This is a genomic window from Salinicoccus sp. Bachu38, assembly GCF_038561955.2.
Taxonomy (GTDB): domain Bacteria; phylum Bacillota; class Bacilli; order Staphylococcales; family Salinicoccaceae; genus Salinicoccus; species Salinicoccus bachuensis.
On the sequence record NZ_CP138333.2, the window covers coordinates 1,441,521 to 1,467,449 of the forward strand.

At 47.1% G+C, this 25,929-nt stretch carries 24 protein-coding genes and 1 riboswitch; of the genes, 8 read left to right on the top strand and 16 right to left on the bottom strand.

Annotation, left to right across the window (positions count from 1 at the left end; genetic code table 11):
• The first annotated feature begins 5 nt into the window (after nt 1-5).
• Nucleotides 6-1,748, top strand: coding sequence for a hypothetical protein (locus tag RQP18_RS07275; protein ID WP_342387078.1), 1,743 nt, complete (start codon nt 6-8; stop codon nt 1,746-1,748).
• 113 nt (nt 1,749-1,861) lie between these two features.
• Entirely contained in the window at nt 1,862-3,175 is a 1,314-nt protein-coding gene (brnQ, locus tag RQP18_RS07280) for a branched-chain amino acid transport system II carrier protein (protein ID WP_342387079.1), read from the top strand.
• 39 nt (nt 3,176-3,214) lie between these two features.
• Here the strand turns inward: brnQ and RQP18_RS07285 are convergent, their stop codons facing one another.
• Genes RQP18_RS07285 through RQP18_RS07295 form a run of 3 tightly spaced genes read right to left on the bottom strand, consistent with a single transcriptional unit; the run spans nt 3,215 to nt 5,406 of the window.
• Nucleotides 3,215-4,399, bottom strand: a complete 1,185-nt coding sequence (locus tag RQP18_RS07285) for a toxic anion resistance protein (protein ID WP_373446164.1) — start codon at nt 4,397-4,399, stop codon at nt 3,215-3,217.
• A complete protein-coding gene (locus RQP18_RS07290; protein ID WP_342387080.1) occupies nt 4,383-5,111 on the bottom strand; it encodes a 5-bromo-4-chloroindolyl phosphate hydrolysis family protein in 729 nt (242 codons plus the stop codon). Before RQP18_RS07290 ends, RQP18_RS07285 begins: the two co-directional genes overlap by 17 nt.
• Nucleotides 5,112-5,136: 25 nt before the next feature.
• A complete protein-coding gene (locus RQP18_RS07295; protein ID WP_342387081.1) occupies nt 5,137-5,406 on the bottom strand; it encodes an acylphosphatase in 270 nt (89 codons plus the stop codon).
• 102 nt (nt 5,407-5,508) lie between these two features.
• On the opposite strand from RQP18_RS07295, the gene RQP18_RS07300 reads away from it, so the two are divergent.
• The gene (locus RQP18_RS07300) at nt 5,509-5,799 is read left to right on the top strand and encodes a DUF1033 family protein (RefSeq protein WP_342387082.1); all 291 of its coding nucleotides are present in this window, start codon (nt 5,509-5,511) and stop codon (nt 5,797-5,799) included.
• A gap of 179 nt (nt 5,800-5,978) precedes the next feature.
• Complete coding sequence (gene cspA / locus RQP18_RS07305; RefSeq protein WP_017548994.1) at nt 5,979-6,179, top strand: cold shock protein CspA; 201 nt, start codon at nt 5,979-5,981, stop codon at nt 6,177-6,179.
• A gap of 114 nt (nt 6,180-6,293) precedes the next feature.
• On the opposite strand, the gene lysA is transcribed toward cspA, so the two are convergent.
• From lysA to RQP18_RS07350, 9 genes are all read right to left on the bottom strand, one after another.
• Nucleotides 6,294-7,556, bottom strand: coding sequence for a diaminopimelate decarboxylase (gene lysA, locus RQP18_RS07310; RefSeq protein ID WP_342387083.1), 1,263 nt, complete (start codon nt 7,554-7,556; stop codon nt 6,294-6,296).
• On the bottom strand, nt 7,534-8,622 hold the full coding sequence (locus tag RQP18_RS07315) for an alanine racemase (protein ID WP_342387084.1): 1,089 nt from the start codon (nt 8,620-8,622) through the stop codon (nt 7,534-7,536). The genes lysA and RQP18_RS07315 overlap by 23 nt, the downstream gene beginning before the upstream one ends.
• 16 nt (nt 8,623-8,638) lie before the next feature.
• The gene (locus RQP18_RS07320; protein WP_342387085.1) at nt 8,639-9,775 is read right to left on the bottom strand and encodes a M20 metallopeptidase family protein; all 1,137 of its coding nucleotides are present in this window, start codon (nt 9,773-9,775) and stop codon (nt 8,639-8,641) included.
• Nucleotides 9,768-10,484, bottom strand: coding sequence for a 2,3,4,5-tetrahydropyridine-2,6-dicarboxylate N-acetyltransferase (gene dapD, locus RQP18_RS07325; RefSeq protein WP_342387086.1), 717 nt, complete (start codon nt 10,482-10,484; stop codon nt 9,768-9,770). Before dapD ends, RQP18_RS07320 begins: the two co-directional genes overlap by 8 nt.
• A 4-nt stretch (nt 10,485-10,488) precedes the next feature.
• On the bottom strand, nt 10,489-11,217 hold the full coding sequence (dapB, locus tag RQP18_RS07330) for a 4-hydroxy-tetrahydrodipicolinate reductase (protein WP_342387087.1): 729 nt from the start codon (nt 11,215-11,217) through the stop codon (nt 10,489-10,491).
• A complete protein-coding gene (dapA, locus tag RQP18_RS07335; RefSeq protein ID WP_342387088.1) occupies nt 11,214-12,110 on the bottom strand; it encodes a 4-hydroxy-tetrahydrodipicolinate synthase in 897 nt (298 codons plus the stop codon). Before dapA ends, dapB begins: the two co-directional genes overlap by 4 nt.
• Nucleotides 12,103-13,098 carry an aspartate-semialdehyde dehydrogenase gene (locus RQP18_RS07340; RefSeq protein ID WP_342387089.1) on the bottom strand — a complete coding sequence of 332 codons (996 nt, stop codon included), beginning with the start codon at nt 13,096-13,098 and terminating at the stop codon, nt 12,103-12,105. The genes dapA and RQP18_RS07340 overlap by 8 nt, the downstream gene beginning before the upstream one ends.
• A gap of 18 nt (nt 13,099-13,116) precedes the next feature.
• Nucleotides 13,117-14,319: an aspartate kinase gene (locus RQP18_RS07345; protein ID WP_342387090.1), complete on the bottom strand. Its 1,203-nt coding sequence runs from the start codon at nt 14,317-14,319 to the stop codon at nt 13,117-13,119.
• 77 nt (nt 14,320-14,396) lie between these two features.
• Nucleotides 14,397-14,576, bottom strand: a riboswitch (Lysine riboswitch).
• Nucleotides 14,577-14,660: 84 nt separating this feature from the next.
• Nucleotides 14,661-16,265, bottom strand: coding sequence for an ABC-F family ATP-binding cassette domain-containing protein (locus RQP18_RS07350; protein WP_342387091.1), 1,605 nt, complete (start codon nt 16,263-16,265; stop codon nt 14,661-14,663).
• A gap of 84 nt (nt 16,266-16,349) precedes the next feature.
• Between RQP18_RS07350 and RQP18_RS07355 the strand changes: the two genes are divergently transcribed.
• Nucleotides 16,350-17,093 (top strand): NAD-dependent protein deacylase, encoded by a 744-nt coding sequence (locus RQP18_RS07355; protein WP_342387092.1) that lies wholly within the window; start codon nt 16,350-16,352, stop codon nt 17,091-17,093.
• Nucleotides 17,090-17,962, top strand: a complete 873-nt coding sequence (locus tag RQP18_RS07360) for a CvfB family protein (protein ID WP_342387093.1) — start codon at nt 17,090-17,092, stop codon at nt 17,960-17,962. The genes RQP18_RS07355 and RQP18_RS07360 overlap by 4 nt, the downstream gene beginning before the upstream one ends.
• A gap of 24 nt (nt 17,963-17,986) precedes the next feature.
• Here RQP18_RS07360 and pepF read toward each other — a convergent pair whose 3' ends face one another.
• Nucleotides 17,987-19,792 carry an oligoendopeptidase F gene (gene pepF, locus RQP18_RS07365; RefSeq protein ID WP_342387094.1) on the bottom strand — a complete coding sequence of 602 codons (1,806 nt, stop codon included), beginning with the start codon at nt 19,790-19,792 and terminating at the stop codon, nt 17,987-17,989.
• A 180-nt stretch (nt 19,793-19,972) separates the two neighbouring features.
• Between pepF and RQP18_RS07370 the strand changes: the two genes are divergently transcribed.
• On the top strand, nt 19,973-20,311 hold the full coding sequence (locus tag RQP18_RS07370) for a hypothetical protein (RefSeq protein WP_342387095.1): 339 nt from the start codon (nt 19,973-19,975) through the stop codon (nt 20,309-20,311).
• A 462-nt stretch (nt 20,312-20,773) separates the two neighbouring features.
• Here RQP18_RS07370 and RQP18_RS07375 read toward each other — a convergent pair whose 3' ends face one another.
• Entirely contained in the window at nt 20,774-21,337 is a 564-nt protein-coding gene (locus RQP18_RS07375) for a recombinase family protein (protein ID WP_342387096.1), read from the bottom strand.
• A gap of 267 nt (nt 21,338-21,604) precedes the next feature.
• Here RQP18_RS07375 and RQP18_RS07380 point away from each other — a divergent pair, with 267 nt between their 5' ends.
• Nucleotides 21,605-23,353, top strand: a complete 1,749-nt coding sequence (locus tag RQP18_RS07380) for a solute:sodium symporter family transporter (RefSeq protein WP_342387097.1) — start codon at nt 21,605-21,607, stop codon at nt 23,351-23,353.
• Between the two features lie 24 nt (nt 23,354-23,377).
• Here RQP18_RS07380 and RQP18_RS07385 read toward each other — a convergent pair whose 3' ends face one another.
• Together RQP18_RS07385 and RQP18_RS07390 are read right to left on the bottom strand one after the other, a co-directional pair.
• Nucleotides 23,378-24,622, bottom strand: coding sequence for a peptidoglycan bridge formation glycyltransferase FemA/FemB family protein (locus RQP18_RS07385; RefSeq protein ID WP_342387098.1), 1,245 nt, complete (start codon nt 24,620-24,622; stop codon nt 23,378-23,380).
• A 26-nt stretch (nt 24,623-24,648) separates the two neighbouring features.
• On the bottom strand, nt 24,649-25,923 hold the full coding sequence (locus RQP18_RS07390) for an aminoacyltransferase (RefSeq protein WP_342387099.1): 1,275 nt from the start codon (nt 25,921-25,923) through the stop codon (nt 24,649-24,651).
• Nucleotides 25,924-25,929 lie beyond the last annotated feature (6 nt).

The following is a 25,929-nucleotide window of genomic DNA, read 5'->3' on the forward strand; positions in this document are numbered from 1 at the left end:
TAAACATGAGCTATTCATTTATAAAATTCAATGATGAAATTGTAGATTCCAAAATAATGATGGAAATCACTGATCTCGCACGCCTTCTCCTCAAGAAGAAGGAAGTGACGGTGACCGTCCGGAAATACAGCTATTATAATCCCGCTTCCAATGAGTTCAATATGAGTTTCTTCTGGAAACATAGAATGGATATCAGTGAAAGGGAAGGATTCAGGTACGATATACTTACCAGATATCCTTCCCCTTATATTTTCAACTACCGGGAATATGACAGGATGAAGGACAGGGATGTATTTACACAGCAGATCTTCCTGTCCCTCGAATACTACCGAAACAGACGGGCAGCCATCAGACAGCGTCCACTGGTCAGAAACATCATTCAAAAGGGAGATCGCATAAAAACCGAGGAATACAAAAAAAGGTCTTCCAATGATGCCGAGGCTTTCCTGAAATCGTTCAATCTAGCGATTCTCGAAGGTCGGGAAACCATGGAAGCATTTGGTGAGCCCATATCCCTCATCAGTGACAGTACAGAAGACAGCATTGTATTGACAGAAAAGATAATATCAGCCATATCACAACAAATTTCACTGAAGACCTCGTTCAGGCTGCACGATATGCCCTTTAATGACATCAGTGGATTCAATAGGGCGACTCCATTCAGGAAGGATTCCGACCGCCTGGATGAAAAGGCCGAGGAGCAGCAAGAAGAGGAGACGAGCCGTGTGGATACCAAAACGGACCGTGATGCTGATGAAGCGAATATGCTGGGGGAGACAGGGGACAACACCTCAAGAAAAAGTGCACATGGCAAGCAGAACCCATATGAAGACGATGTATCGGATTATCATGAAGGCTTTGGCAGGAACACCGGAGACAATCTGTTCGAGGATTCGGGGGCTATCAATCAGCATGCAGTGCTGAACATAGTAAAACCTAAAATCAGGCTCTCCCAGTACAAGGAATACCAAAGAATATTCGAGTCCTACAATGCAGTCGCCAAGAAAGTCGTCGGAGATATTACACAGATACTCAACTACAAGATGAATGCTTTCCAGACGAGACGCACATCCGGGAAACTGATGAAGAATCCGATAGGACCTATAATAGATGACAGTCCCAAACTGTTCACAAAGAAAAATACCAAGTCGAAGGAGATCGATGCTGCGTTTACAGTCATCATCGACCAGTCATTCTCCATGACTGAAAATCTTGAAGGTTGCCGGAATGGCGTCATCATAGTGAATAATATTCTAAAGTCTTTGGGAATACCGCACCGCATCGTCTCCCATCATGAGGATACCTTTGAAGTGATGAAAAATCATTACCCCAATAATATTTATGAACATATGGATTTCGAGAGATCCAAGTATTATTACCCCGTCTCCCTTATGGATCTCGAGGCTTCCGGAGATAACCGTGATGGACTCGTCATCAAGCATGAGACCGGAAAGCTGCAGTTGCGCAGTGAGAAGGATCGTTTCATCATCATGTTCTCCGATGGCCTGCCAAGTGCCGAACAGTACAATCAGAGTGGAATCATAGATACGCATGAAGCAGTACAGGAGGCCAGGAAGTCGGGCATCCAGGTCATCAATATCTTCATAGACGAATCGAATGAAGGAAATACACTTGCTGCCATCAAAAATATCTATGATACCAACACCATCATCGTCAATAATGCTGAGGAAATCGCTTCTGCATTGCCGAATCTGCTCAAGAGAATACTGACCAAAATACTAGTGTAGCTTTTCACAAATTGTAATATCTGACAATTAAGAATTTTATGGACTTAAAGGGGTTTGTATTGTAAACTAAGGTTTACCATTTCAATAACTTTTACGTATTAGGAGGTCAAATAATGAGTTTCAAACACAGCATCATCATCGGGTTCATGCTTTTTGCCATGTTCTTTGGGGCAGGGAACCTGATTTTCCCACCAGGTCTTGGTTTCCAAAGCGGAGACTATTTTTGGATGGCAATCATCGGCTTCGTTATTACCGGCGTAGGATTGCCGCTGGTCGGGGTAATTGCCGGGTCCATCTCAAAAGGTGGGTACCGGGAGTCGCTTAAAGTCGTCCATCCGGCTTTTGCAATCATTTTCATGGTGGTCATCTATCTGGCAATAGGTCCATTCTTCGCCATCCCGAGGACAGCTACAACAGCCTATGAAATGTCACTTATGCCATTCATGGACGGCACAGGGTGGGCAAGCCTGCTCATATTCTCAATTGTCTTCTTTGCTATTGTGTTTCTTTTAAGCTATAATCCGAGCCGCATGGTCGATAATATCGGCCGATTCCTTACACCGGTACTGCTGGTCACCATTGTAGCGCTTATTATCAGGGCGATTATGATGTACATAAGCAATGACCCAGGTGCCCCGGCAGAAGGGTTCGACACGACTGCACCGTTCTCAGTTGGGTTTACCGAAGGATACCTTACTATGGACGCCATCGCAGCAATCGCATTTTCAGTCATTGTTCTGAACTCAATCCGGGATCTTGGTGTCACCAGCAGAAAAGAACTGCTTATCGAAACAGTCAAAGCAAGCTCCATTGCAGCACTGCTTCTTGGTGTCATCTACGTCTCCCTTGGCTGGATCGGCAACCGTGTGAATCTGGGCGGGGAACAGGTCGATGATCAGAACCTGGGCACCTTCCTTCTGACGTTTGTCGCCAATGATTCATATGGTCAATTCGGTGCGATCCTGCTTGGTATCATCGTTGCTGTGGCATGTCTGACGACTGCTACTGGCCTGATTGTGGCAGTAAGTGAATACTTCAATAGTATCCTGCCGAAAATATCATATGAGGCATTCGTCATCATATTTACTCTGATTTCTCTTGTTCTGGCCAACCAGGGGCTTAACCAGGTTATCCAGACAAGTCTGCCGGTCCTCTACATCATCTATCCGATCGCAATGACTTCCGTTGTGTTACTGTTCCTGACATACTTTGTTCCTTCACCGAGGCTAAGCTTCCAACTGCCGGTCGCTCTGGTGATCATCACAAGTGTACTTGCAGTCATACACAGGAATGGATGGATGAATCTGGGATGGATAGAAAGCATGCCTCTATTCGAGAGTTCATTCGAATGGATTCCAGTCCTGATTATCGGATATATCGCCGGTTATCTGATCGGCATGAAACAAGAAAAGGTAAAATACTCATAATAAAAAGCGCATCCAGAGGATGCGCTTTTTATTATGGGATTAGTATCGGTGTTCTTCCTTGAGTTCCAGGAGTCTCGTCTTGAGTTCCTCTTCCATGCTTTCAAGCTCGCGCTCTGCCGCCTGGCGTTTCTGCGAACCTTCCTGCTGGATCCTCAATGTCTCTTCAATGGTGGTTACCAGGTTTTCCTGGGTGGTCTTCAATGTTTCGATATCTACGATACCCCGTTCATTCTCCTGGGCTGTCCGTATTGAGTTCTGTTTCAGCATTTCAGAGTTCTTGGTCAACAGGTCATTGGTCGTATTGGTGACTGCCTGCTGGGCCTGTGAAGCCGATTCCTGACGGAGCAGAGTGAGGGCGATGGCCATCTGGTTCTTCCAAAGCGGTATGCTTGTCAGGATGGAGCTCTGGATCTTCTCCGCCAGCGTCTGGTTGATGTTCTGGATCATTCTGATCTGTGGGGCAGACTGCAGGGTGATCTGCCTTGAGAGCTTGAGGTCATGGATACGTTTTTCAAGCCGGTTGATATACTGCATCATGTCATTTACTTCCTGGACATGCATCTGATTGCTCGATTCCTCGGCCTTTCTTCTCAGCTCGGGCAGTGTTTCGTTCTCAAGTTCTTCCTTCTTCATTTCGGCAGCCGCAATGTAGATGTTGATTGCATCAAAGTAGTCCTTGTTCTGGTCATACAGTTTGTCGAGCAGGTGCACATCTTTGACCAGGACTTCCTTGGCATGCTCAAGCTGTATACCGATACGGTCCACCTGTGAAGCTACGCTCTGGTGTTTCGAAATCAGCTCGTTTACAGATTTCTTCACTCTTCGGAATATGCGGTTGAAAATATTCTTCTTCTCTTTCGTCAGTTCATCCGGGTCGATCTCCTTCAGTTTCTTCATCAGGCTCTCCAACGTCTCTCCGATGGGGCCAACGTCTTTCGACTGGACTTCCGAGAGCATCTGGTGGGAGAACTTGGACAGTGCCTGCTGGGCATTCGAGCCATATTGGATGAGTGCATCATTATCAAGGGGTTCTATCTTGTTCTTGATCTCTTCAATCTTCTTCAGGTCTTCTTCTGTAAACCTTTCCTGATAGGTCGTCAGCGTGCTCTGTTCCCTTTTTTCCTCAACGGCCATCTCAGGCTGGGGGATGAGATCCGTATCTTCATCCACTGAAGAGAATGGGTCGGATAATAGCTTCTCTTTTAATTTATTTTCCTCTTTCATCATCTTCACCTCTGTTTTGATATACTGGCTCTTTCTCTTTTTTCTTCAGGTCCACCTTCTGTTTTTCAAGTTTATTATCCAGTTTGAGTGTGGACATGGTACGTTTCCTATTCAATTTTATGAAATCCTTCTCAACTTCCAGAGCCTGATAGCTGTCCCTGTTCATCGCCGACAGGTTGGACTGTATGGTTCTTTTGAGCTCAAGCAGTGAAATCCTTGTTTCGTGCAGCTTCACCTTTTCTTCCTTCGTCTTGCCCGGCATCTTGTACAGGAAGAGATACTGCTCGATGGTGTTCACCGCAGAATCAAGATTCGAATGAAAGAATTGCTGGACATTGAAAAAGAGTTTGGGATCATTTTCAACCGCCTGGTATATGGTCCGGACAAGACGGTTGATATCGTATATGAGTTTCGCGTCCTTTAAAGTCCGTACGTTCTTGTAGCTCTGTCTCAGCCTTTTGATCTTTTCCCTCGCTTCAGACAGCTGGCTTTTGACATAACGGTATTCACTTTTTGATATTCCCATTTTCTGCAACTGCGAATTCAGGCTTATCGATTGGGTGGGGAAGTAGGCTGCAAAAAAGCCGCCCGTCGCAATCATCATATCGAAAGCCAGATGGATATCGAAGGCGATCATCGAAAACATGCCAGCTACAACCGCGACCGGTATGGAAATCAATGAGGCGAACCAGTGTGATATATTATTCTTCATCTTTAAATTACACCTTCAGTCAATACTATTTGGTTACAAATCTATCATAGCCATCTTCCAGGGGAATCGTTTTGACCGAATAGTCATCAACATTCGAAGCAGGGGAGGCACCTTGTGTGACCTGCTGTACAAATTCATCCAGATCCGATTCCGTGCCGGTGGCCAGTATTTCAACATAGTCCCGGACATTTGCTGCATAGCCGGTGATATTCAGCCGGTCTGCAATGACTTTTGTCGAATACCTGAAGCCGACACCCTGGACATGTCCGGATACGATTATCATTCTTGATTCCATTTGCAACACCTCTTATACTATATTATAGGATTTTTAGCTTGATAATGCGAATTATACGCGTATATAATACATATATTATCAAACGTGAATGGAGTTTTTAAAATGTTTAAGATTGTCATACTCAGAGCAGATTACGAAGGCTGGTGGCTTTTTGAGGGGTGGCAGGAAGGCATCGTCAGACAGTTCAGCTACGAGTCTGAAAAAGCCATGAAAGATGCATATACGGATATCATCCAGAAAATGAAAGAACAGTTCCATTCATTCAAAGAAGGAAAATACAACCTTCTCGCATTCTTCAACGGCTGTGAGATGGCGCACTGTGAAGATTGCGGAGAAGACCTGCAGATATTCTATACACCGATGATGCTTAAAGACGGGGAATTATTTGCATAATATTATTAGAATATTCATAAAAAAGTACAAAACCGGTAAAGAATCGTTTGCAAATCCGATCCATATGGCTTATAATTGGGATATCAATAAGTATTCTCCATATAAGAAATTGTATGTACCATACATTTCTATGGTATATGGATTATGCTATTGAATATCGTCACTGGAGGATTTAATTAATGAAACAAGGTACAGTAAAATGGTTCAATGCAGAAAAAGGTTTTGGCTTCATCGAAATCGAGGGTGAAAACGACGTATTCGTACACTTCTCCGCTATCAATCAAGAAGGCTACAAATCCCTTGAAGAAGGTCAGTCAGTAGAATTCGAAGTCGTTGAAGGCGACCGCGGCCCACAAGCTGCAAACGTTGTTAAACTCTAATATAAATCTATTTATGATAAATTGATTTGTATCATCTGAACCTGGGCTTGGCCCAGGTTTTTTATATGCATTTCTATATACAAAAATAAAAAGAGCCCAAGGGCTCTTTTTATTTTATATCACATCATTTTCCACAAGCTGTTTCAGGCTCTGCCTTCTGATGACTTCCCTTACATTGTCTTCAGTGACAAATACAACGGCTGGTTTCCTCATCTGATTGTAATTCGAAGCCATGGAGTAGTGGTAGGCACCTGTCGTACCGACCGCAATCAGGTCTCCACGCCTGATATTCTCGGGCAGGGAAAGATTCTTTCCAATGACATCACCGGATTCACATAGCTTGCCGACAACGTGTGAGTCGATATTTTTTCCCTCTCCAGCGTCTACAGTCAATACCTCGTATTTTGCATCATACAGAGGTGTCCGGATATGATCGCTCATTCCTCCGTCAATCGACACATACCTTGATACGCCTGGAATATCCTTTACGACACCCACTTCGTAGACGGTGATGCCGGCTTCTGCTGCAATTGAACGGCCCGGCTCTATCATGATGTGGGGAAAGGCGATGTCATATTCGTCAGCAAGGGATTTCAGCTTTCCAATAATCCGGGAGAACCCTTCCTCAATCGGGAATCTTACATCCTCTTCAGTATAGCGGACACCATAACCGCCACCCATATTCAATATTTCAACATCGATGGAGGTACTGGACAGCCATTCAAAAACGACTTCCAAAGCTTTCAGGAAGGGACCTTCCTCGGATATCTGCGAACCGAGATGATAATGGACACCCTTGAAATTCAACTGGTTACTGCTATGTATCCTGTCGATGGCCTCCTGTGCAGTCCCATTTTGAATCGACAGGCCGAACTTGCTGTCTTCCTGGCCGGTCTGGATATACGAATGTGTATTTACATCGATGCCCGGATTGATTCTTAGCAGGACATCAACCGGCTGATCGGCGAGGCGGTCGAGGAGCGCCACTTCATCCATTGCATCCACTACAAATAATCCAATACCCATTTCAAGTGCATATTCGATTTCTTCGGTGGTCTTGTTATTCCCATGGAAGTGTATGTGCGAAGCCGGAAATCCTGCTTCCAGTGCCGTGTACAGCTCGCCTGCCGAAACGACGTCAAGCTTCATGTCCTCCTCTTCGAGAAGTTTGACCATCTGTATGGAAGTGAATGCCTTTGAAGCATACGAAATGGAGTAATCCAGCGATTCCCCTTCAAAAACACTGTGGTATCTCCTGCACTGGTTGCGGAGTGCGTCTTCATCGTAGACGAAAAGGGGAGTTCCATATTGTTCCGTCAGCCCTCTCAGGGAATGTCCATTCAAATGCAGTTCATCATTGATATACGTTAGTGTCATTTAAAATCACCTTTTTTAAAGAATTGTAGTTCAGCGCACCCAGCTGCTCGGAGTTTGCACCTGCACCGAGGGCCGTGTACTCGTCGATCCTCAAATCATTGCTGTACATGATGACTTCATCATCCAGGGTCACATCTTCATCCACTTCCACAATCATATGGCTCATCATCAAAGCCCTGATCGCATAGCGCTTTCCATCGATCATGCAGTCGAATTCAGCACGCTTCCTCAAAATGCCGTCCCCATAGCCGATATCGACCACTGCAATCTTCGTATCGTTTTCAGGCTGATAACTTCCGCCATAGCCGCACTTCTGGTTGGCGCAAAGTCGTCTCAACTGGACGATGGGCGCCTTCAATGTCATGCTCTGGACATAACTTTCAGCAGGAAGCGTTGCATAGGGGCGTGAGCCGTACAAGGCGATGCCGAGTCTCAGATGGGTGTGTCCGTTGAACAGACCATCACGTGCAAAGCTTGCACTGTTCTGGGCATGGATGTAGTCGAAGGTGTGTCCTGTAGACAGAACGTCGGAAAGAAGCGTCAACCATAGCTCCCTTTCCACTTCGTATTCTTCCATATCAAGTTCATCGGCATAGCCGAAGTGTGTCCAGATGCCAGTAATATCCACTCTGGCATGCTGGGGGAGGGAATATGCATCGTTGATGACTTCAACCATATCTTCGGATGTGCTGAAGCCGGAACGGTTGAAGAGTCCTGCATACTCCAGATGTACGCTGATGCCGGAGAGTGCCTCCCTATATTCATGGTAGTATTCCAGGGATGGCAATGTAATATGAAAACCATTTTCCCTGACCGTCTGGAAATCATAGGTCGGATTCATCAGGAAAACCATTGCGTCCCGGGAGATCCTTCTGATTTCAAGCGCCTCATCCATCGAAGTGGTAGCGAACGAATGGATGCCAGCCTCAAGAAATGCTTTTACGGAAAATTCCAGACCATAATTATATGCATTATTCTTAACAACAGCGATGACATTCTTGCCTCCTGTTGCCGCTTTGGCCGTCTGTATGAATTGTTTTCTGTCTATTGTGAGTGTGCCACCCATTCCATCCACTTCCTTCTTATATTTCTTCCATCAGCGCTTCATAATAATCTGCCACTTTCACCAGCACTGCTTCGTCGAGATCGAATGTCGATGTATGCAGGCTGCTTGTAAATCCCTTTTCTTCATTCCGGCTCCCGAAAAATATGAAATACGAAGGAGCGATCCGGTCGTAGAAACTGAAGTCCTCACCGAACAGGTAAGGCTTGTCACTGTCGATGATATTGATATTGATGGAGGCCAGCGCCGCCTCCACGGACTGTCTCAGTGAAGCTGCGTTCATTACAGGCGGATACCCTTCATTGAAGGTGACCTCCACCTCGGAACTGAACAGCTCTGTGGCTGTACGGGCCAATGTTTTCATCCGTTCCTTTATCGTTTCAAGATCTTCCATCTCATAAGTCCGTATCGTACCTTCGAGATACCCCTTGCTTGCAACGGTGTTGATCGCTTCACCGGCATTCAGATTTCCGATATGGATGATATTGCGGTTCAATCCATTGAGGTGGAAGTGCTGGAGCTGTGTCAGCTGCGTTGTGATGTGAAGCAGGGTTTCTATCGCTGATATGCCATCATGCTTCGCCGCCACATGGGCCGACTTTCCATCGACGTAGAATCGGAATTCGGTTGCGCTTGCAGTGATTTCACCGTCCCGAAGCACCACTTTGCCTTCGTCTTCATTGGGCATCATATGGACGCCGAACACCGCTTCAATATCCTCATCAGGATCCCAGGCATCGATGAGCTGGTTGGCACCTGCCGCCGTCTCTTCGGAAGGTTGGAAAATGAATATGACATTGTGCTTCAGCTCTCCTGCGTCATGCAAAGTTTTACAGCGTTTTGCGAAAAGCATCAAGGCTGCCGTATGGCCATCGTGTCCACACGCATGCATGGCATGGTCTTTTGTACTGCGGTAGGGTACATCATTCTCCTCTTGTATCGGCAGGGCATCTATATCCGCCCTGAAGGCGATGGTCCTGTCGGAATTCCCCGACAGATGAGCAACGGCCCCTGTTTCAAGAGGCCGTTCAAAAGGAATATCCATCTGCTGCAGAAACCCGAGGATGTATTCTGTCGTCTCGAATTCCTGCATGCTTGTTTCAGGATGCTGATGCAGCACCCGTCTGTGCTCAGTCACAAATTCAATATCAGTCATTAAGCTTCCTCAGCGCTGAAACGATTTCCCTCTTGGAGCTGTCCACATCCTGGGACTGCTTGATCACTTTTGCAGGTGTACCTGCTACAACCGCCCCCGCTGGAACATCATCCGTAACAATTGCTCCCGCTGCTACAATCGCGCCTTTTCCGACCCTCACACCTTCAAGGATAACGGCATTTGCACCGATCAGGACATCATCCTCTATGACTACCGGGGAAGCACTTGGCGGCTCGATGACACCGGCGAGTACCGAACCTGCGCCCACATGGACGTTCTTGCCTGTGACAGCACGTCCGCCGAGGGATGCGTTCATATCTATCATTGTACCTTCGCCGACGATTGCACCAATATTGATCGTAGCACCCATCATAACGACTGCACCATCTTCAATTACGGCATTCTCACGGATGAACGCGCCCGGTTCTATGCGTGCATTCGTTTCTGAAAGATCTTTCAACGGAATTGCAGAGTTTCTTCTGTCCATTTCAACTTCGATATCTGTGATGATATCCTTGTTGTATTCTTCGAATGCTTTCCAATCCGCCAGATCTGCAAAGATCGTTTTGGAAGTTTCACTGCCGAACACTTTGAGTGTATCCGGGAATTCCACACCTTCAAAGTTTCCGTTGACGTATACTTTCACCGGTGTCACCTTGTGTGCATTACTGATGTACTGGATGATTTCTTCTGCTGTAAAGTTTTCCATTCTACTATCTCTCCTCGAATAAATTATTGTAGTCGTAAAAGCCATTCGGACGATTGACCAGAACATTTGCAGCTTTCAGTGCACCATTCGCAAATATTTCCTTGGATTGTGCCTGATGGGTGATCTCGATGACTTCGTCATCTTTAGCAAATATAACATCATGTGTACCTACAATGGAACCGCCCCTGATCGCACTGATGCCAATCTCTTCCTTCTTCCTTTTTTCATGGATATTGGACCTGTCATAGACCGGATAGCTGTTTTCACGGTGATCCAGAGCGGTATCGAGCAATTTTACGAGTGTCCCGCTTGGTGCATCGACTTTCTTATTATGATGGCGTTCCACCATCTCCAGATCGAACTCATCCAGCATCGTCAATGCCTTCTTGAGCAGCGTATTCACTACATGTACGCCATAGCTCATGTTGGCACTGAAGAACACCGGCAATGATTCGCTTTTTTCCTTGAGTAGAGATACGATCTCTTCCTTCTGTCCTGTCGTAGCGATTACAAGAGGAGTTTTCACCTCATCCTCAAGCAGGGGCAGAAGGAGGTCCGGATGCGAGAAATCGATTGCGACATCCGCTTCTGCTGCATCAATCGTGTCGAATGCAGGGTAGGGGGCGTCCTTGCCGCTGCCTGCAATGATTCCAACTATTTCATGCCCCTCTTCTTCGGCAAGTCTTGCTGTAATTTTGTTCATTGTGCCGTAGCCTATGAGGAGGATCTTCATACGAGGGAGCCCTCCTTGAAGTTTCTCAGCGTCTGGACCACTTCATTCAACACTTCCTCTTCAAGAGGAACAAGTGGCAGTCTGAGTTCATAATTGCCGAACCCGAGTTCACTCGTCATCGCTTTTACAGGGATCGGATTGACATCCACCTGTACGGCTCTGATCATCGGCATCAATGCATCGAACTGCTCTTTTGAATCTTTGCTGTCATTCTTTATGCTTTCATAGACTTCCTGAAGCTCACCTGGAATGATGTTTCCTACGACCGAAATCAGACCTTTTCCACCCAGCTTGCAGAAGTCATGCATATTGTCATCATTTCCACTGTACAGGATGAAATTCTGGTCTGCAGTCAGTTCGAGTACTTCTTCAGTATATCCAAGATCGCCTACAGCATCCTTCAGCGCCGCAATATTCGGGTGTCTGCTCAATTCTGCGACCGTTTCCGGTTCAATGGTCATGCCTGTTCTTCCCGGCACGTTGTACAGGACGACCGGAAGATCCGTGCTGTCTGCAATCTTTGTGAAGTGCTGATAGAGGCCGCGCTGGTTGCTTTTGTTGTAGTAGGGGGTGATGAGCATCAGTGCATCCGCTCCGATTTCTGCTGCATACTTGGACAGCTCTATGCTGGCACGTGTCGAGTTTGTTCCTGTACCGGCGATGACCGGGATCCTGCCGTCAACCGTGTCCACACCGACTTTCAGCAGTTCGCGTGCTTCATCGGAAGCCAGTGTAGGGGATTCGCCGGTTGTACCATTTACAATGATCGCCTGGGCATTGTTTTCAATCAGATACTCGATATGCTTCCTGAACGCATCATAATCCACTTCATCATTCGTAAGAGGGGTTGTAATCGCTACGCCAATACCTTCAAAAATAATATCACTATCCATTTTGAACACTCTCCGTTTCCATCATCATTTTTAGGATCTGTACCGTATTCTGCGCTGCGCCTTTTAGAAGATTATCTGCTGTACACCATATATGGAACGTATTGTCGAGCGACTCGTCCTTCCGGATGCGGCCGACGAATACTTCACTTTTTCCTGTGCTCTCAAGAGGAGTCGGGTACTCATTGTTCTCTGGATTGTCCACCAGTTTGATATGGGGGATGCCCTTGAAGACTTCACGCACCTCTTCGACAGTAGCATCCCTATCAAGGGTGACATTGATCTGAACGGCATGGCTGTTTGTGACAGGCACCCTGACACAGGTCGCCGTCACAGCGAGGTCAGGCTGACTCAGAATCTTTTGTGTTTCATCAATCATTTTTCTTTCCTCTTTTGTATAGCCATCTTCAAGGAAGACGTCTATATGGGGAAGTACATTGTCATGGATGGGATGCGGGTAGGTTGTCGGTGCCTCTCCCTTTGCACCTTCTTCAAGGTCGCGCAGACCGCCGACACCTGAACCGGATACTGCCTGGTATGTTGTATAATGGACCCTTTTGAGTCCGAATTTTTCCTTCAGTGGCTGAAGGGCGACAACAGACTGGATTGTGGAGCAGTTCGGATTTGCAATGATCCGGCGATCAAGTGCCGGCCTGTTGATTTCCGGCACGATCAGATCGATATCTTCATGCATCCGCCACTGGCTTGAATTGTCTATCACGATGGCGCCGCCTTCTTCAAAGAGTGGAGCGAATTGCTTGCTTGTGCCGCCACCGGCACTCATGATGACATAATCGAAGCCTTCCTTCGTCGCTTCCTCCGTCAGTTCCCGGACTGTATACGTCCGACCCTGCACCTGGACCTCCTTGCCCGCAGACCGGGGAGAGGAGAAGAGTACAAGCTCATCCGCTGCTATCTCATACTGCTCGAACATTTCAATCATCTTGCTTCCGACGACACCTGTCGCTCCAACTATTGCTACCTTTACCATAATGATTTCCTCCTGATTTTATAGATTGAATTTTGTCGCCAGTACTTCCACTGCCTGCCTGTCCTTTTCACTGTCCACAACATAGGAAATGCTGATTTCCGAAGTTGTGGTCTGATAGAACATGATGCCCGCTGCCTGAAGTGCCATGAAGGCCTTGGAGGCAACACCAGTCATATCGCGCATTCCGGAACCGATGATCGAGACTTTCGAATGGTTGGTCCTTACATCGAGCACCATATCCGGGTGCAGACGTTCGACCGCTTCGAATATCTCATCTAGTCGATAGGATTCGTTTCCTTTGACTGTAAAGGACAACTGGAAGCCTTCACTGTTCACGACCTGCGAGATCATATCGATATTGATGTCATGGGCTTCGAACTTTTCAAACAGATCGAAGATGAGCGTGGATTCCCGTTCGGGTTCATATAGTGTGACATGGATGATGTCACTGTCCAGCGCCACACCGGTTACTGCTTTTCTTTCAAGAACTTGTGTCTCTTCCATGATCCATGTTCCTTTCTCATCTGATAGTGTCCGTCCCAAATAAAGGGGAATCGAATGATTCTTCGCGATCTCTATGCATCGTGTTTCAAGGACGCCTGCACCGAGTGCACTCATTTCCATCATTTCATCATACGTAATTTCATATATTCTTCCTGCTTCTCCATATACACGCGGGTCTGTGGCATAGACACCATTCACATCCGTATATATTTCACATGGCATGTTGCAGCGTGCCGCTATGGCCACTGCCGTCGTATCGGATCCTCCGCGTCCAAGCGTGGTGATCTCCATATTGTCGTTGATGCCCTGAAATCCGGCTATGGCGATGACATCATGGGTTTCCAAAGCGGCTTCCAGGTGATGCTGATCAATATCCGCAATCCTGCTTTTCATGTGGCCGCCAAATGTCTTTATGCCTGCCTGGTAGCCTGTCATCGCCTTTGTCCGTATGCCAAGATCTTCAAGGACGATCGAGAGGTAGGAGATGGTCTGCTGCTCTCCTGTAGTCAGCAGCAGTGCCACATGGTCCTCCTTCGGAGTGGAGGAGAGGCTGTTTGCATTCAACAGAAGTTCATCTGTTGTGCCGCCCATTGCACTGACTACGACAATCAGCTTTTCTCCCCGGGAAACCCTTGATTTCAATTCATTCGCAATCTCTTTTATCTTGTCGAAATCCCCAACTGATGTTCCGCCAAATTTCAAAACGCTCGTTTCCATATGTCCTCCTGTAGGGAAGCACTCACTCAAACTAAAAAAACAAGCCCGGCGGAATGCCGGACTTGTTCTGATCTATACACAAGTGATGCACTCCATTATTGTAAAAATAATGACAGACCTGTAGCTCTTAACCCTCAGATCCAATGACTTGCCGCTGCAACGGCAGGCCATTTCGGCATCGCACCCTTTCACACACTTAAAGTTCGCAGACTTTATGTTAAGTGGCTACTCATGATTGATGCGCCTCATCCAACTGATATTTAATTTTATAAATGCCATTATACATACATAAATCATGCATGTAAACTATTTTTTTAAAAATATATGCAATTGTCTATAAATTACGATTTTATAAGGCCTTGATCCTTCAGATACTCCTCGTAGGTGGACTCCTTGACGATGGCACCGGAATTCTTCAGATCAATCACCTTGTTTGTGATCGTGTTGATGAACTCAAAGTCATGGGAAGTGAATATGATCGAGCCTTTGAAGTCTTTGAGACCGTCATTCACTGCAGTGATGCTTTCCAGGTCGAGGTGGTTGGTCGGCTCATCGAGCAGGATGACATTCGCTTTTGACAGCATCATCTTCGACAGCATTGCACGGACTTTTTCCCCACCTGACAATACGCTTGCCTTCTTTTTGGCTTCTTCGCCGCTGAACAGCATTCTTCCAAGGAATCCTCTCAGGAAGGTTTCCGTCTGTTCTTCAGGTGGCGCATACTGGCGCAGCCAGTCGACAAGGTTCGTATTGACGCCTTCGAAATATTCCGAGTTGTCTTTCGGCATATAGCTCTGGCTTGTCGTCACTCCCCATTTGACTTCGCCCGCGTCCGGGGTGATTTCACCAGCCAGGATGCGGAGGAGGGTAGTCCGCGCGATTTCAGAGGAGCCGATCAGGACCGCCTTGTCATATGGATCCAGCGTAAAGCTTACGTCGTCCAGCACTTTATTCCCATCCACACTGTGCGTCAGCCCTTTGACATAGAGCAGATCGTTGCCGATTTCTCGGTCCGGTGTGAATTTCACGAAAGGATACTTCCTGGACGATGGCTTGATGTCCTCGAGTTCGATCTTCTCAAGCGTCTTCTTACGGCTCGTCGCCTGCTTGGATTTGGAGGCATTCGCACTGAAGCGTGCAACGAAATCCTTCAGTTCCTTTATCTTCTCTTCCTTCTTCTTGTTCTGGTCCTGGGCCATCTGCTGGGCCAGCTGGCTGGATTGGTACCAGAAGTCATAGTTGCCTACATACAACTGTATTTTTCCGAAGTCGAGGTCGGCAATATGTGTGCACACATTATTCAGGAAATGGCGGTCGTGGGAAACCACGATAACAGTATTGTCGAAATTAATCAGGAATTCTTCAAGCCATTGGATCGCTTCTATATCGAGGCCGTTGGTCGGCTCATCGAGGAGCAGTACATCAGGGTTGCCGAACAGGCTTTGTGCAAGCAGAACTTTGACTTTCTGGTTGTTTTCAAGTTCTGACATGTTCTTGTCGACCAGGCTTGAATCTATGCCCAGACCATGCAATAGGCTTTCAGCATCGGATTCGGCCGTCCAGCCGCCCATTTCTCCATATTCACCTTCGAGTTCAGCAGCACGTATGCCATCCTCATCTGAAAAATCGGGCTTCATATATATTTCATTCTTTTCATTCATGACTTCCCACAGCTTTGCGTGGCCCATCATTACGACATCCAGGACGCGATACTCTTCATATCCGAAATGGTCCTGCTTAAGGACGGCCAGACGCTCATCCTTCCCCATGCTCACATGGCCGGTCTGAGCCTCCATTTCTCCTGAGAGTATTTTGAGGAACGTCGACTTGCCGGCACCATTTGCGCCGATCAGCCCGTAGCAATTCCCCGGGGTGAACTTTATATTTACATCTTCAAACAGTTTGCGGTCGCCAAACCTCAGACCAACATCTATAACCTGTAGCATAGGCATTCTCCTTTAGTATATTCTTAAGCGATGATAACACATTTATGGTACCATTGAAATATAATTCTAGGAGGGCGGATACCAATGAAGCACGAATTGCGCCGATTTTCCAGTATAATGGATGACAGTCGTCGTACCGTATTTTTCACTGGTGCAGGGGTGTCGGTAAAAAGCGGCATCCCCGATTTCAGAAGTATGGGTGGCCTGTTCGATGAAATCAGCAGGGCAGGCCATTCGCCGGAATATCTTTTGAGCAGGGCACACCTTGAGGATGAACCGGAAAGTTTCATCCGTTTCTACAGGAAACGTCTGATGCTTGCAGACAAGGCCCCGAACATTGTGCATGACTTCATCGCGCACGAAGAAGCAGAGGGCCGTTCGCTCGGGGTCATCACCCAGAACATAGATGGTCTGCATCACGATGCAGGCAGCCGGAATGTAGATGAACTCCATGGCTCGCTCAACCGTTTCTACTGCACATCATGCGACAGGGAATACTCCAAGCAGACCGTCATGGCCTGGAACCTGTCGCACTGCGAATGTGGCGGCGTACTCAGGCCGGATATCGTACTCTATGGGGAAATGCTTGATGAAACCGTCATAAATTCTGCCATAGACAAACTGGCGCAGGCAGATACGCTGGTAGTGATGGGGTCGTCCCTCCTGGTGAATCCGGCAGCATTTCTGATCAACTATTTCAGTGGCGGCCACCTGATCATCATCAACAGGGATGAAACACCATTTGACGGGGAGGCAGACCTTGTCATCAACGAAGATATGACCGAAGTGATTGAAACGATCTATAATAATGAAGGAGATAATATATGAACCAGATATCAGGTACAGTACAATTTTTGGAAGTAATTAAAAAGGAAGGTTCCACCTATCATCTGAAGATGGAAGATGCACTCTATATAAGGATGAACGCTTCGGCCTCGGACAGGGAGTACGAAATCGGGGAGGAGGTCAGCGCCTTCATCTATCCGAACAGAAGTGGCGAACTGTTTGCAGCACCCGTCGTCCCTGATGCTTCCGTCGACCAGTATGGCTATGCCACTGTCACGGAAGTGAACAGGGAGGGTGCCTATGTGGATATCGGCATTCCGAGGGAGATACTGGTGCCGTGGATCGATCTTCCCAAAGTGAAAAGCGTGTGGCCGAAGGAAGGCGACAAGCTGTATCTCAAACTGAGGGCGGAAAGCGATAGCCAGCTGTATGGCAGACTCATCACCGAAAATGAAGCAGCAGAACGCTTCACCCCGGTCGAGCCGTCCAAGTTTGAAGAACTGAAGAACAAATGGATGGAAGGCCGCGCATACCGTCTTCTCCGGATCGGCACCTTCCTTCTGACCGAAGGTGGCCATAAGGTATTTGTCCATGAAAGCGAACGCGAAGACGAACCGAGACTGGGCGAACTGAAAAAATTCAGGGTCATCGGCATCAATGACAAGGGCGAAATCAACGGTTCATTCATCCAGCAGGCATACAAGAAGATGGACGCCGACAGCGAAAAGCTGCTGGACTATATCAATAAAAATGGCGGACGCATGCCGCTGAATGACAAGAGCTCACCAGAAGACATCAAAGAAGCGTTCAATATGTCAAAAGGCTCCTTCAAGCGTGCACTTGGACGTCTGATGAAAGAAGGGAAAGTCGAACAGACCTCCCGGGAAACACTGCTCAAAGAAAACCGGTAATCGAAATTCGATTACCGGTTTTTCCTATCCTTCTATTTCTTCTGTCAGTGCTTCAAGCTGATCCACAAGCTCACCAATGTAATCAATCGTATCACGGAGTGGCTGGTCTGTCGTTACGTCTACACCGGCCATCTGTGCAAGCTCGACAGGGGATTTCGTACCTCCGGACTTGAGCACCTTCAGCCAGTCATCGACGGCAGGCTGACCTTCATTCAGCACCCGCTTGCTCATTGCGGTCGCAATGGTCAGTCCGGCTGAGTACGTGTATGGATAGAGCCCCATGTAGTAGTGCGGCTGTCTCATCCATGTCAGTTCTGCACCTTCGGTGATCGTCACATCATCGCCCCAGAACTCCTCGATCACCTGGCGTTTGAGACGATTCAGTTCTGGTGCAGAGACGCTTTCATGGTTGTCCACCTTCTTGTAGACTTCACGCTGGTAGGCAGCTTCAAGCAGGTGGGTGACACAGTTGTGGTAGTACGTCCTTGAAATGATGGAACTGATGACCCATCGTTTGAATTTCGGATCATCCGAATTCTCAAGCAGATGGTTCGCCATGAGCATTTCATTCATTGTACTCGGCGCCTCTATGAAATACATGGAACTTCTTGCATCGAATACATTCTGTTCCCGGTTGGCATTGTAGAAATGGCCTGCATGTCCCAGTTCATGGGCAAGTACGAACACTTCCGTCATCAGTGATGTCCATGATATCAGAATGAACGGGTGGGAGCCATATGGGCTGGAGCAGAATGCGCCGGTGGATTTACCCTTGTTCTTCACAAAGTCGATCCAGCGCTCATCGTAGGCGCGGTTGACCATGTTGATATAGTCTTCTCCCATGATGCCGAGTGCATCGTTGATGTACTTCCTCGACTCTTCGACGCTGATCTCAGGTTCCGAGGACGGATCGAGAGAAATCTTGAGATCTTCATACTTCATCTCATCGAGACCATGGACACGTTTAAGCAGTTTCGCATAGCGCCTCATATGTGGCGCAAGATCACTCATGATCATGTCGATCTGACGGTTATATAGTGTCTGGTCCACATCCTGGCGGTGGAGCAGGTAGTCGATGACCGAGTCGAAGCCTCTGAGATCGGCTGTCGTCTTCTCCTGCTTCAGCTGGAGGTCATATGTCGCTGCTGTCGTATGCTGGTAGTCCGCAAGCTTGTCACTGAATGCACGGAATGCATTCCGCCTCACTTCAGTATCTTCATGGCTTTCAAGCTCGCCTTCGAAGGCGAGGTAGGAGAGGGGGATTTCCTGTCCGTTGGCAGTGAATGTACCAAAATCGATGTCCAGCAGCTTTGTTTTCAGATAGAGGCTGTACGGTCCTTCGAACACAGTAGAGTAGGAGGCAAGTGCCTTTTCAACTTTCGCATCCAGATGGTACGGCTTGTTCTTCAGCAGTTCATCCACAAACTTTTCAAACCCCGGGGCCTGGGACTTGATGTCCTTGAGGAAGGATTCATCCTTCTGCAGCAGTTCGCTTGTCAGGAAGCTCGTTTCACTGCTGAAGTATGTACCGATATTGCTTGCAAGGCCGCTCAGCTTCTGTGCCGATGCATCCCCCTGATCTGAAGACAGTCTGAGATTCGCGTATGCACCGATCGGTACCAACGACTCCATGAGACCCTTGAAATCTTCGATTGCTTCAACTGCAACCGAAGCATCGGTCAGATTACCCGCATACTTTCCGCTGAAATTTCCTATTTCAGGACGGATTTCCTCCACAGCCTGCTCGAACGATTCATCAGATTCGAACAGATCGGTCAGATTCCATGTATAATTCTCTTCAACTTCATTTCTGGATTTCAATTGTTCCATTATTTTGACACTCCTTTAATTTCGGAAACCGAAGTATTAAAGCCATTATACATGAAAATTCAAAAAATTAAAATCATTTATTTTAAAAACACCAATTGATAAAGCCGCAGGGAAAAGGTTTCAAAAGACCCAATTAAGAGAATATGAATATGGAAAAGCCGACACGGGGGGGTGAATATAATGATCCAGAGCGCAAGCTTCTATATCATAAGCATACTGCTCGTCATCATCGTCAGCATACTATTTGTAATGAGTGTAAAGAAGTATATAATCATGCCGATCATCGTTTTTCTTATCATGGCACTGACAGCATTCATCGTGCCGAATTTCATCGAGGATACCAGCTGGGAGCCGCTGATGGGATATGCCGCATTCCTTGGTATACTGTCATTGATCGTGAGCATTCTGACATGGCTGTATATCAGAGGACGCAGAAGGAAGAAGGAAGTTGCAGATGAACGTCCAAGAACTGAAGGAATGGACGAACCCGAACGGCCGCGTGACAACAGAAGAAGATAGAAATGGAACAGCTGCATATGAAGCAGCTGTTTTTTTATGACTTGCAGGATGGCTCAACGAAACATGTACATACATGATAGACAGGTTTAAGTAAATCTGAGATGGTTGCAGATAATTGCATATGACGGATTCCAAGGCAAATCATTTCCATATATAATATGAGCAAAGGCGTATCGGATGGGCATAACGATCCGTACAGGCGAATGCAGTAGCAGAAGTTCCGTGCATCGGCTATGATGTATATAATCGAGTGAAATATGGAAGGAAGATAAAAAAGGGTACTTCTTTTCGATATATAGATAACTTCCTATAATATATATTATGTAAACTTTATAATATGAAGAAATATATCCTTATAAAATCACCAGTATTTTACTGTTTGACCAAAAAAATACCCGATCCGGAGTCATTTCCGGATCAGGCATTTAACATATTTTTTTTTGTTCTATTTCCTATTGCTCATCAGTCATTATCTTTTGATTCATTTACAACTTTATATACAGTCGCTCTTGATACGCCGACCATTTCTGCAATCTGTTTCCCTGTATACTTTTTTGTATCATATAATGATTGTATCATCGCTTTCTTGTCATCCGTTATTCCAGGCCTGCCACCGTTTCTGCCGCGTGCCCTTGCTGATTCCAGCCCTTTTTTCGTACGCTCGCTCAGCAGGCTCGCTTCCAGTTCCGCAAATGCAGACATCATCGTAAAGAACATTTTCCCCATCGGATCCTTCGTTGTGACGTTCATATTGATGATTTCAAGGTCGATTCCGCGTTTTTCCAGCGTCGTGGCCAGTTCTATCAGTTCCTTCGTGGTCCTGCCCAGGCGGTCCAGCTTGGTGATCACCATCGTGTCGCCTTCCCGCATGTATTCCATGCATTGTTCAAGCGCTGTACGCTCCGTCTTCCGTCCACTCACCTTTTCGGAGAATATTTTGATGCATCCTGCCTCCTGCAGCATATCCAGCTGGCTTTCCAGGTTCTGTCCCTTTGTGCTTACTCTCGCATATCCTATTTTACTCATTTTTCCATACCTTCCTTTAAATGTATTTTAAACGGTATAGTTATAGTATAATTCGACCTAGATAAAAAGACAAGTAAAAAAACAACATTTATTAACATTTTTGATGTATTTGTTTAAATACTGTTAATGTATATAAAACCCTCGTTAAATAGACACTATCCTTTTCCATTATACTTATAATATTTTTACCCTTTTATGTTTATCTTTCCCGATTAGGAATATATAGATATTAGAAATAAATTACATATACCATCTGGAGTTGATAGAATGACCTATACCATTGTCACATGTATCCTGTTCATGGCTTTTGTCGCCTGGTACTCCTATCGCAAGACACGCAACACGATCAGTGACAGCGATGGATACTTCCTTGCCGGCCGCGGTCTGACCGGTGGATTCATAGCAGGTTCCCTCGTCCTCACCAACCTCTCCGCCGAACAGCTTGTCGGGCTGAACGGCCAGGCATACAATGCGAATATGTCCAATATGGCATGGGAAGTGACTGCAGGGATTTCGGTCATCATCCTTGCGCTCGTTCTGCTGCCCAGATACATAGGAGGCGCCTTCACCACCCTGCCCGAATTTGTAGACAGCCGTTTTGATGAAGGGACACGCCTGATGGTCACCCTGCTGTTCATGCTTGGGTATACTTTCGTAACCATTCCCTCGGTACTCTATTCCGGCGCAATTGCCGTACTGCAGCTTTTCGACGTCCCCGCCCTCCTCGGCATGTCACTCGAACAGTCCATGTGGATCGTCATCTGGATTGTGGGCATCATCGGAGCCGCGTATGCGATATTCGGAGGGCTGAAGGCCGTTGCGGTATCCGATACCTTGAATGGTGTTGGCCTGCTCATCATCGGGCTGCTGATTCCCCTTATCGGATTCCATGCACTCGGTGACGGGAATATGCTCTCAGGCATGAAGACGATCGCCACCGAAGAACCTGAAAAGCTGAATGCCATCGGTTCCAGTGAAGATGCCGTACCGTTCGGCACAATATTCACCGGAATGATCTTCGCCAACCTTTTCTATTGGGGTACCAACCAGTATGTCATCCAGCGGACACTCGGTGCAAAAAGCCTTGCCGAAGGCCAGAAAGGCACCCTGTTCACTGGATTCCTGAAAATCCTCGTCCCATTCATGATGATGATTCCGGGCATTATCGCCTATCATCTCTACGGCGACGGGCTGGAGACGATGGATCTGGCCTATCCTGCGCTGATCAGCGAACTGCTGCCGCCCGTGCTGAGCGGCTTCTTCCTCGCTGTACTGCTCGGTGCAGTATTTTCAAGCTTTAATTCACTTCTCAACAGTGCAGCGACAATGTTCGTCTATGATCTCTACAAGATAAAAATAAAGAAGGACGCTTCCGACAGGGAAATGATACGGGTCAGCAAATGGTTCGGTACGTTGCTTGCACTCGTCTCCTTCTTCATCGCCCCGCTTCTGCTACGTGCGCCGGAAGGGCTATGGAACATCATCAGGGAATTCACCGGCTTCTTCAACATTCCGGTGATTGCGATTATCCTTGTCGGCATATTCTCAAAACACATCCCACCCATCGGTGCCAAGATTGCGATTGTAGTCCATGTTGTCCTCTATTACATGCTGATATGGGGGTTCCCGATGCTTTTCGGCTTCAGCTTCGATATCAGCTTCATCCATATCCAGGGCATCCTGTTTGTACTCGCCGTTGCAATCATGATGATTTCAGGCTTCATCAGGCCGCTTGATGAACCCCATCACTTCAAGCATGATCCCAAAGTGGATATGGCACCCTGGAAATTTGCGATTCCTGTCACGGTCCTGCTGATGGGAGCCATGGTCTTCTGCTATGTACTGTTTTCACCCATCGGTCTCTCCTACGCTGAGGGCATCGTTTCGGGATGGTTCTGGCCGGCCACCATTGCACTCATACTGCTCACCCTTCTGTTCTGGATAGTTTCCTACAGGAGCTGGAACGCCAAATATGGCACACTGCTTCAGGAAATGCATAAAGAAAAGAAGCTATAGCAATGCTATAGCTTCTTTTGACGTCTACACCTTCTTGAGTTTTTCAGCCAGCTTGTATACCGGCCTGTTGAAGATCTTTTCGAATGTGCCCGGCAGTTCTTCAATGAAAGGATCATAGCCCTTCTTGAACTTATAGACACCATAGTCCTTGGAATCTTCTGTGAAGTCGCCGGTCAGACCGGAAAAGTTGAACCGTCCAAGCCCGAGTGATTTGGCCTTTTTGATCATCTGCCATGTCGTATAGTTGGTGCCCATGAACATGGAGTGTTCCGGGTAGCTCCCGCTGAACAGGTATACCATCTCATGGTTGTTGTAGTAGTACATCGCAGCAGACAGCTCTATGATGCTGCCATACTCCGCCTGTACACCCCTGATCTTCTCCAGGCGCTTCTGCTTGTTTGCAGCCAGGTCCTTCAGTTCATTGAGCCGTCCTTTCATCCGCTTCGTCCCATTGCCCGCATCAATCTTATTCTGCATATCCCTCCGGTCGGATTCCAATGCATCAAGCTCTTCTGTGAGCCTGTCCAGATATTCCTCCAGGTCGATGTAGCTCAATGTCAGGTAGGTACGATCCTTCAGTGTGTGGAGCAGGTTCCTGATCTTTTTGCTGCTGACGGGATCGAAACCGATGCGCTCCTCCGTATCCTTGTATATGTCGATGAACTTGTCATACTCATTCTCTTCAAGATATCTGAGGCGGAGGCCCATCTGTTCGCTCGCCCGGGTATTATAGCGGGTCGTCTTGTCCATGTCCTTGAGCAGCTCTTCTTCCGGTTTGGTGATATCCAGGACCGCCTGATGCCTCAGCAGTTCATCGGTCACCAGCTGTCTCGTAAATCCATTATGACTGTATCCCTGGTTGCGGTAGATGTCCACGATTTCATGGTTGTTCCATTCGCTCTCGATGACTTCCCCTTCGCTATTTCGTATCTGGTATATATGGTAGGGGGAGTGGATCATCTTGAGCCCGTTCTGCTTCTTCGCATATTCATCTATTTCCTTCAGGAAAAATTGGAGCCGCTCATTTGAAAAGGGCTTGATCAATGGGCCGGCATGCGAGGTGAATATCCTGTAGCGTTTCAGGACAGGACGGCCACTGAGCATGGATACGCCGATGAGTGCATCATCCTCATAGAGCCCGAGGAGGTGTGTCTCCTGGACGGTTGAAATATAGTCATAGTACAGTGGATCATGCATGTAATGACAGTAGTTGTCATAATCGGCCATGAATGCTTTGAAAGTCTCCTCTTGGATTGGTGATGTCTGCATAGTTGGAACAAACCTTCCTTTGCTGGTTAATTGGATTTTGCGGCGGCTTTCTGTTCAATTTTCCGCTTCACCTTGTATAGGTTATACGGAACCTTGCTGATCACTTTTACAAAGTCTCCAACCAGTTCTTCAATCTCTGCATTGAATCCGCGCTTGAAGCGGTACACCCCGTAGTCTTCCCCATCTTCGGAGAAGTCTCCGCTCACTCCATAGAAGTTATAACGGCTGATGCCCTTGTCCATGCAATACTTCATCATTTCGAAGTGCATCATGTACGGCCCGACAAAATGACCGTATTCGCTGGAGCTTGCCCCGGAGTGGTATACCATTTCATACGGCGTCTCGAAATAGATGCCTGAGGCGAGGTTGAGGATGTTGCCTTCTTTTTTCTGTATTTCACTCGCCTGCATCCTGTCTTCTGCCATCTTGTCGAGCTGCTTGTCGAGCTCTGCAATCTTGTTTAGCGTCTTGTCGTTCTTATTTTCCTTCTCCATCAGCTGATTTCGCTTGTTTTCATTCTCTTCGATCTGTTCGGAGAGATTGCTGACGTACTCATCGAGTTCTATATAGGCGAGCGGGATCAGTACCTTATCCCCATATGCCTTCTTGAAGTTGGAATAGTATTCACGCGGATTCGGATGCGTGAAGAATCCCTGCCTTTCACTCGTATCCAGATAGAGCTTCATGAAGATGTCAATTTCATCGACATCCAGGAACCGCACCTTCACTCCATACTTCTGGGCCTTCTTGATGTTCCGCTTCCGCTGGGAGTCAAAGGACTTCAGCAGTGACTTCTCATCATGGCCGGACAGGTCGAGCACGCTCATCCATCTTGCCTGCGACGTCCTGGAATATCCCCGGGTGAATCCCTGATGGACATACCCCTCCTCTTCCATTATGCGGATGAGTGCATCCTGCGCAGGATAATCCGCTTTCGGATTCACGTCCTTGTCATACTTTCTGTAGATCCAGTTGGGGTCCAGCTTGACATACAGACCGTTGTTCTTCTTCAAGTATTTTGTGAGTGCCTGGAGGAAGAAGTGGACCAATTCATGATTATGGTAGTCCAGGACAGGGCCACGATTGGAATAATAGAAATACTTGCCCATGACGGTCTTCTTCAAGGTGAACAGGCAGGCGGCTATGACCGTACCCTCATCGTCCTTGACTCCGAGCAGGCGGACTTTCTGCTTGTCCATTTCCCTGTTCTTCTTATTTTCTATCATTTGAAAGAAGGCGGATTCCTCCCCTTTTTCAATATAGTTCCTATATTCCGTTTCGGTCAATTCAACAAATTTCATCCGTAT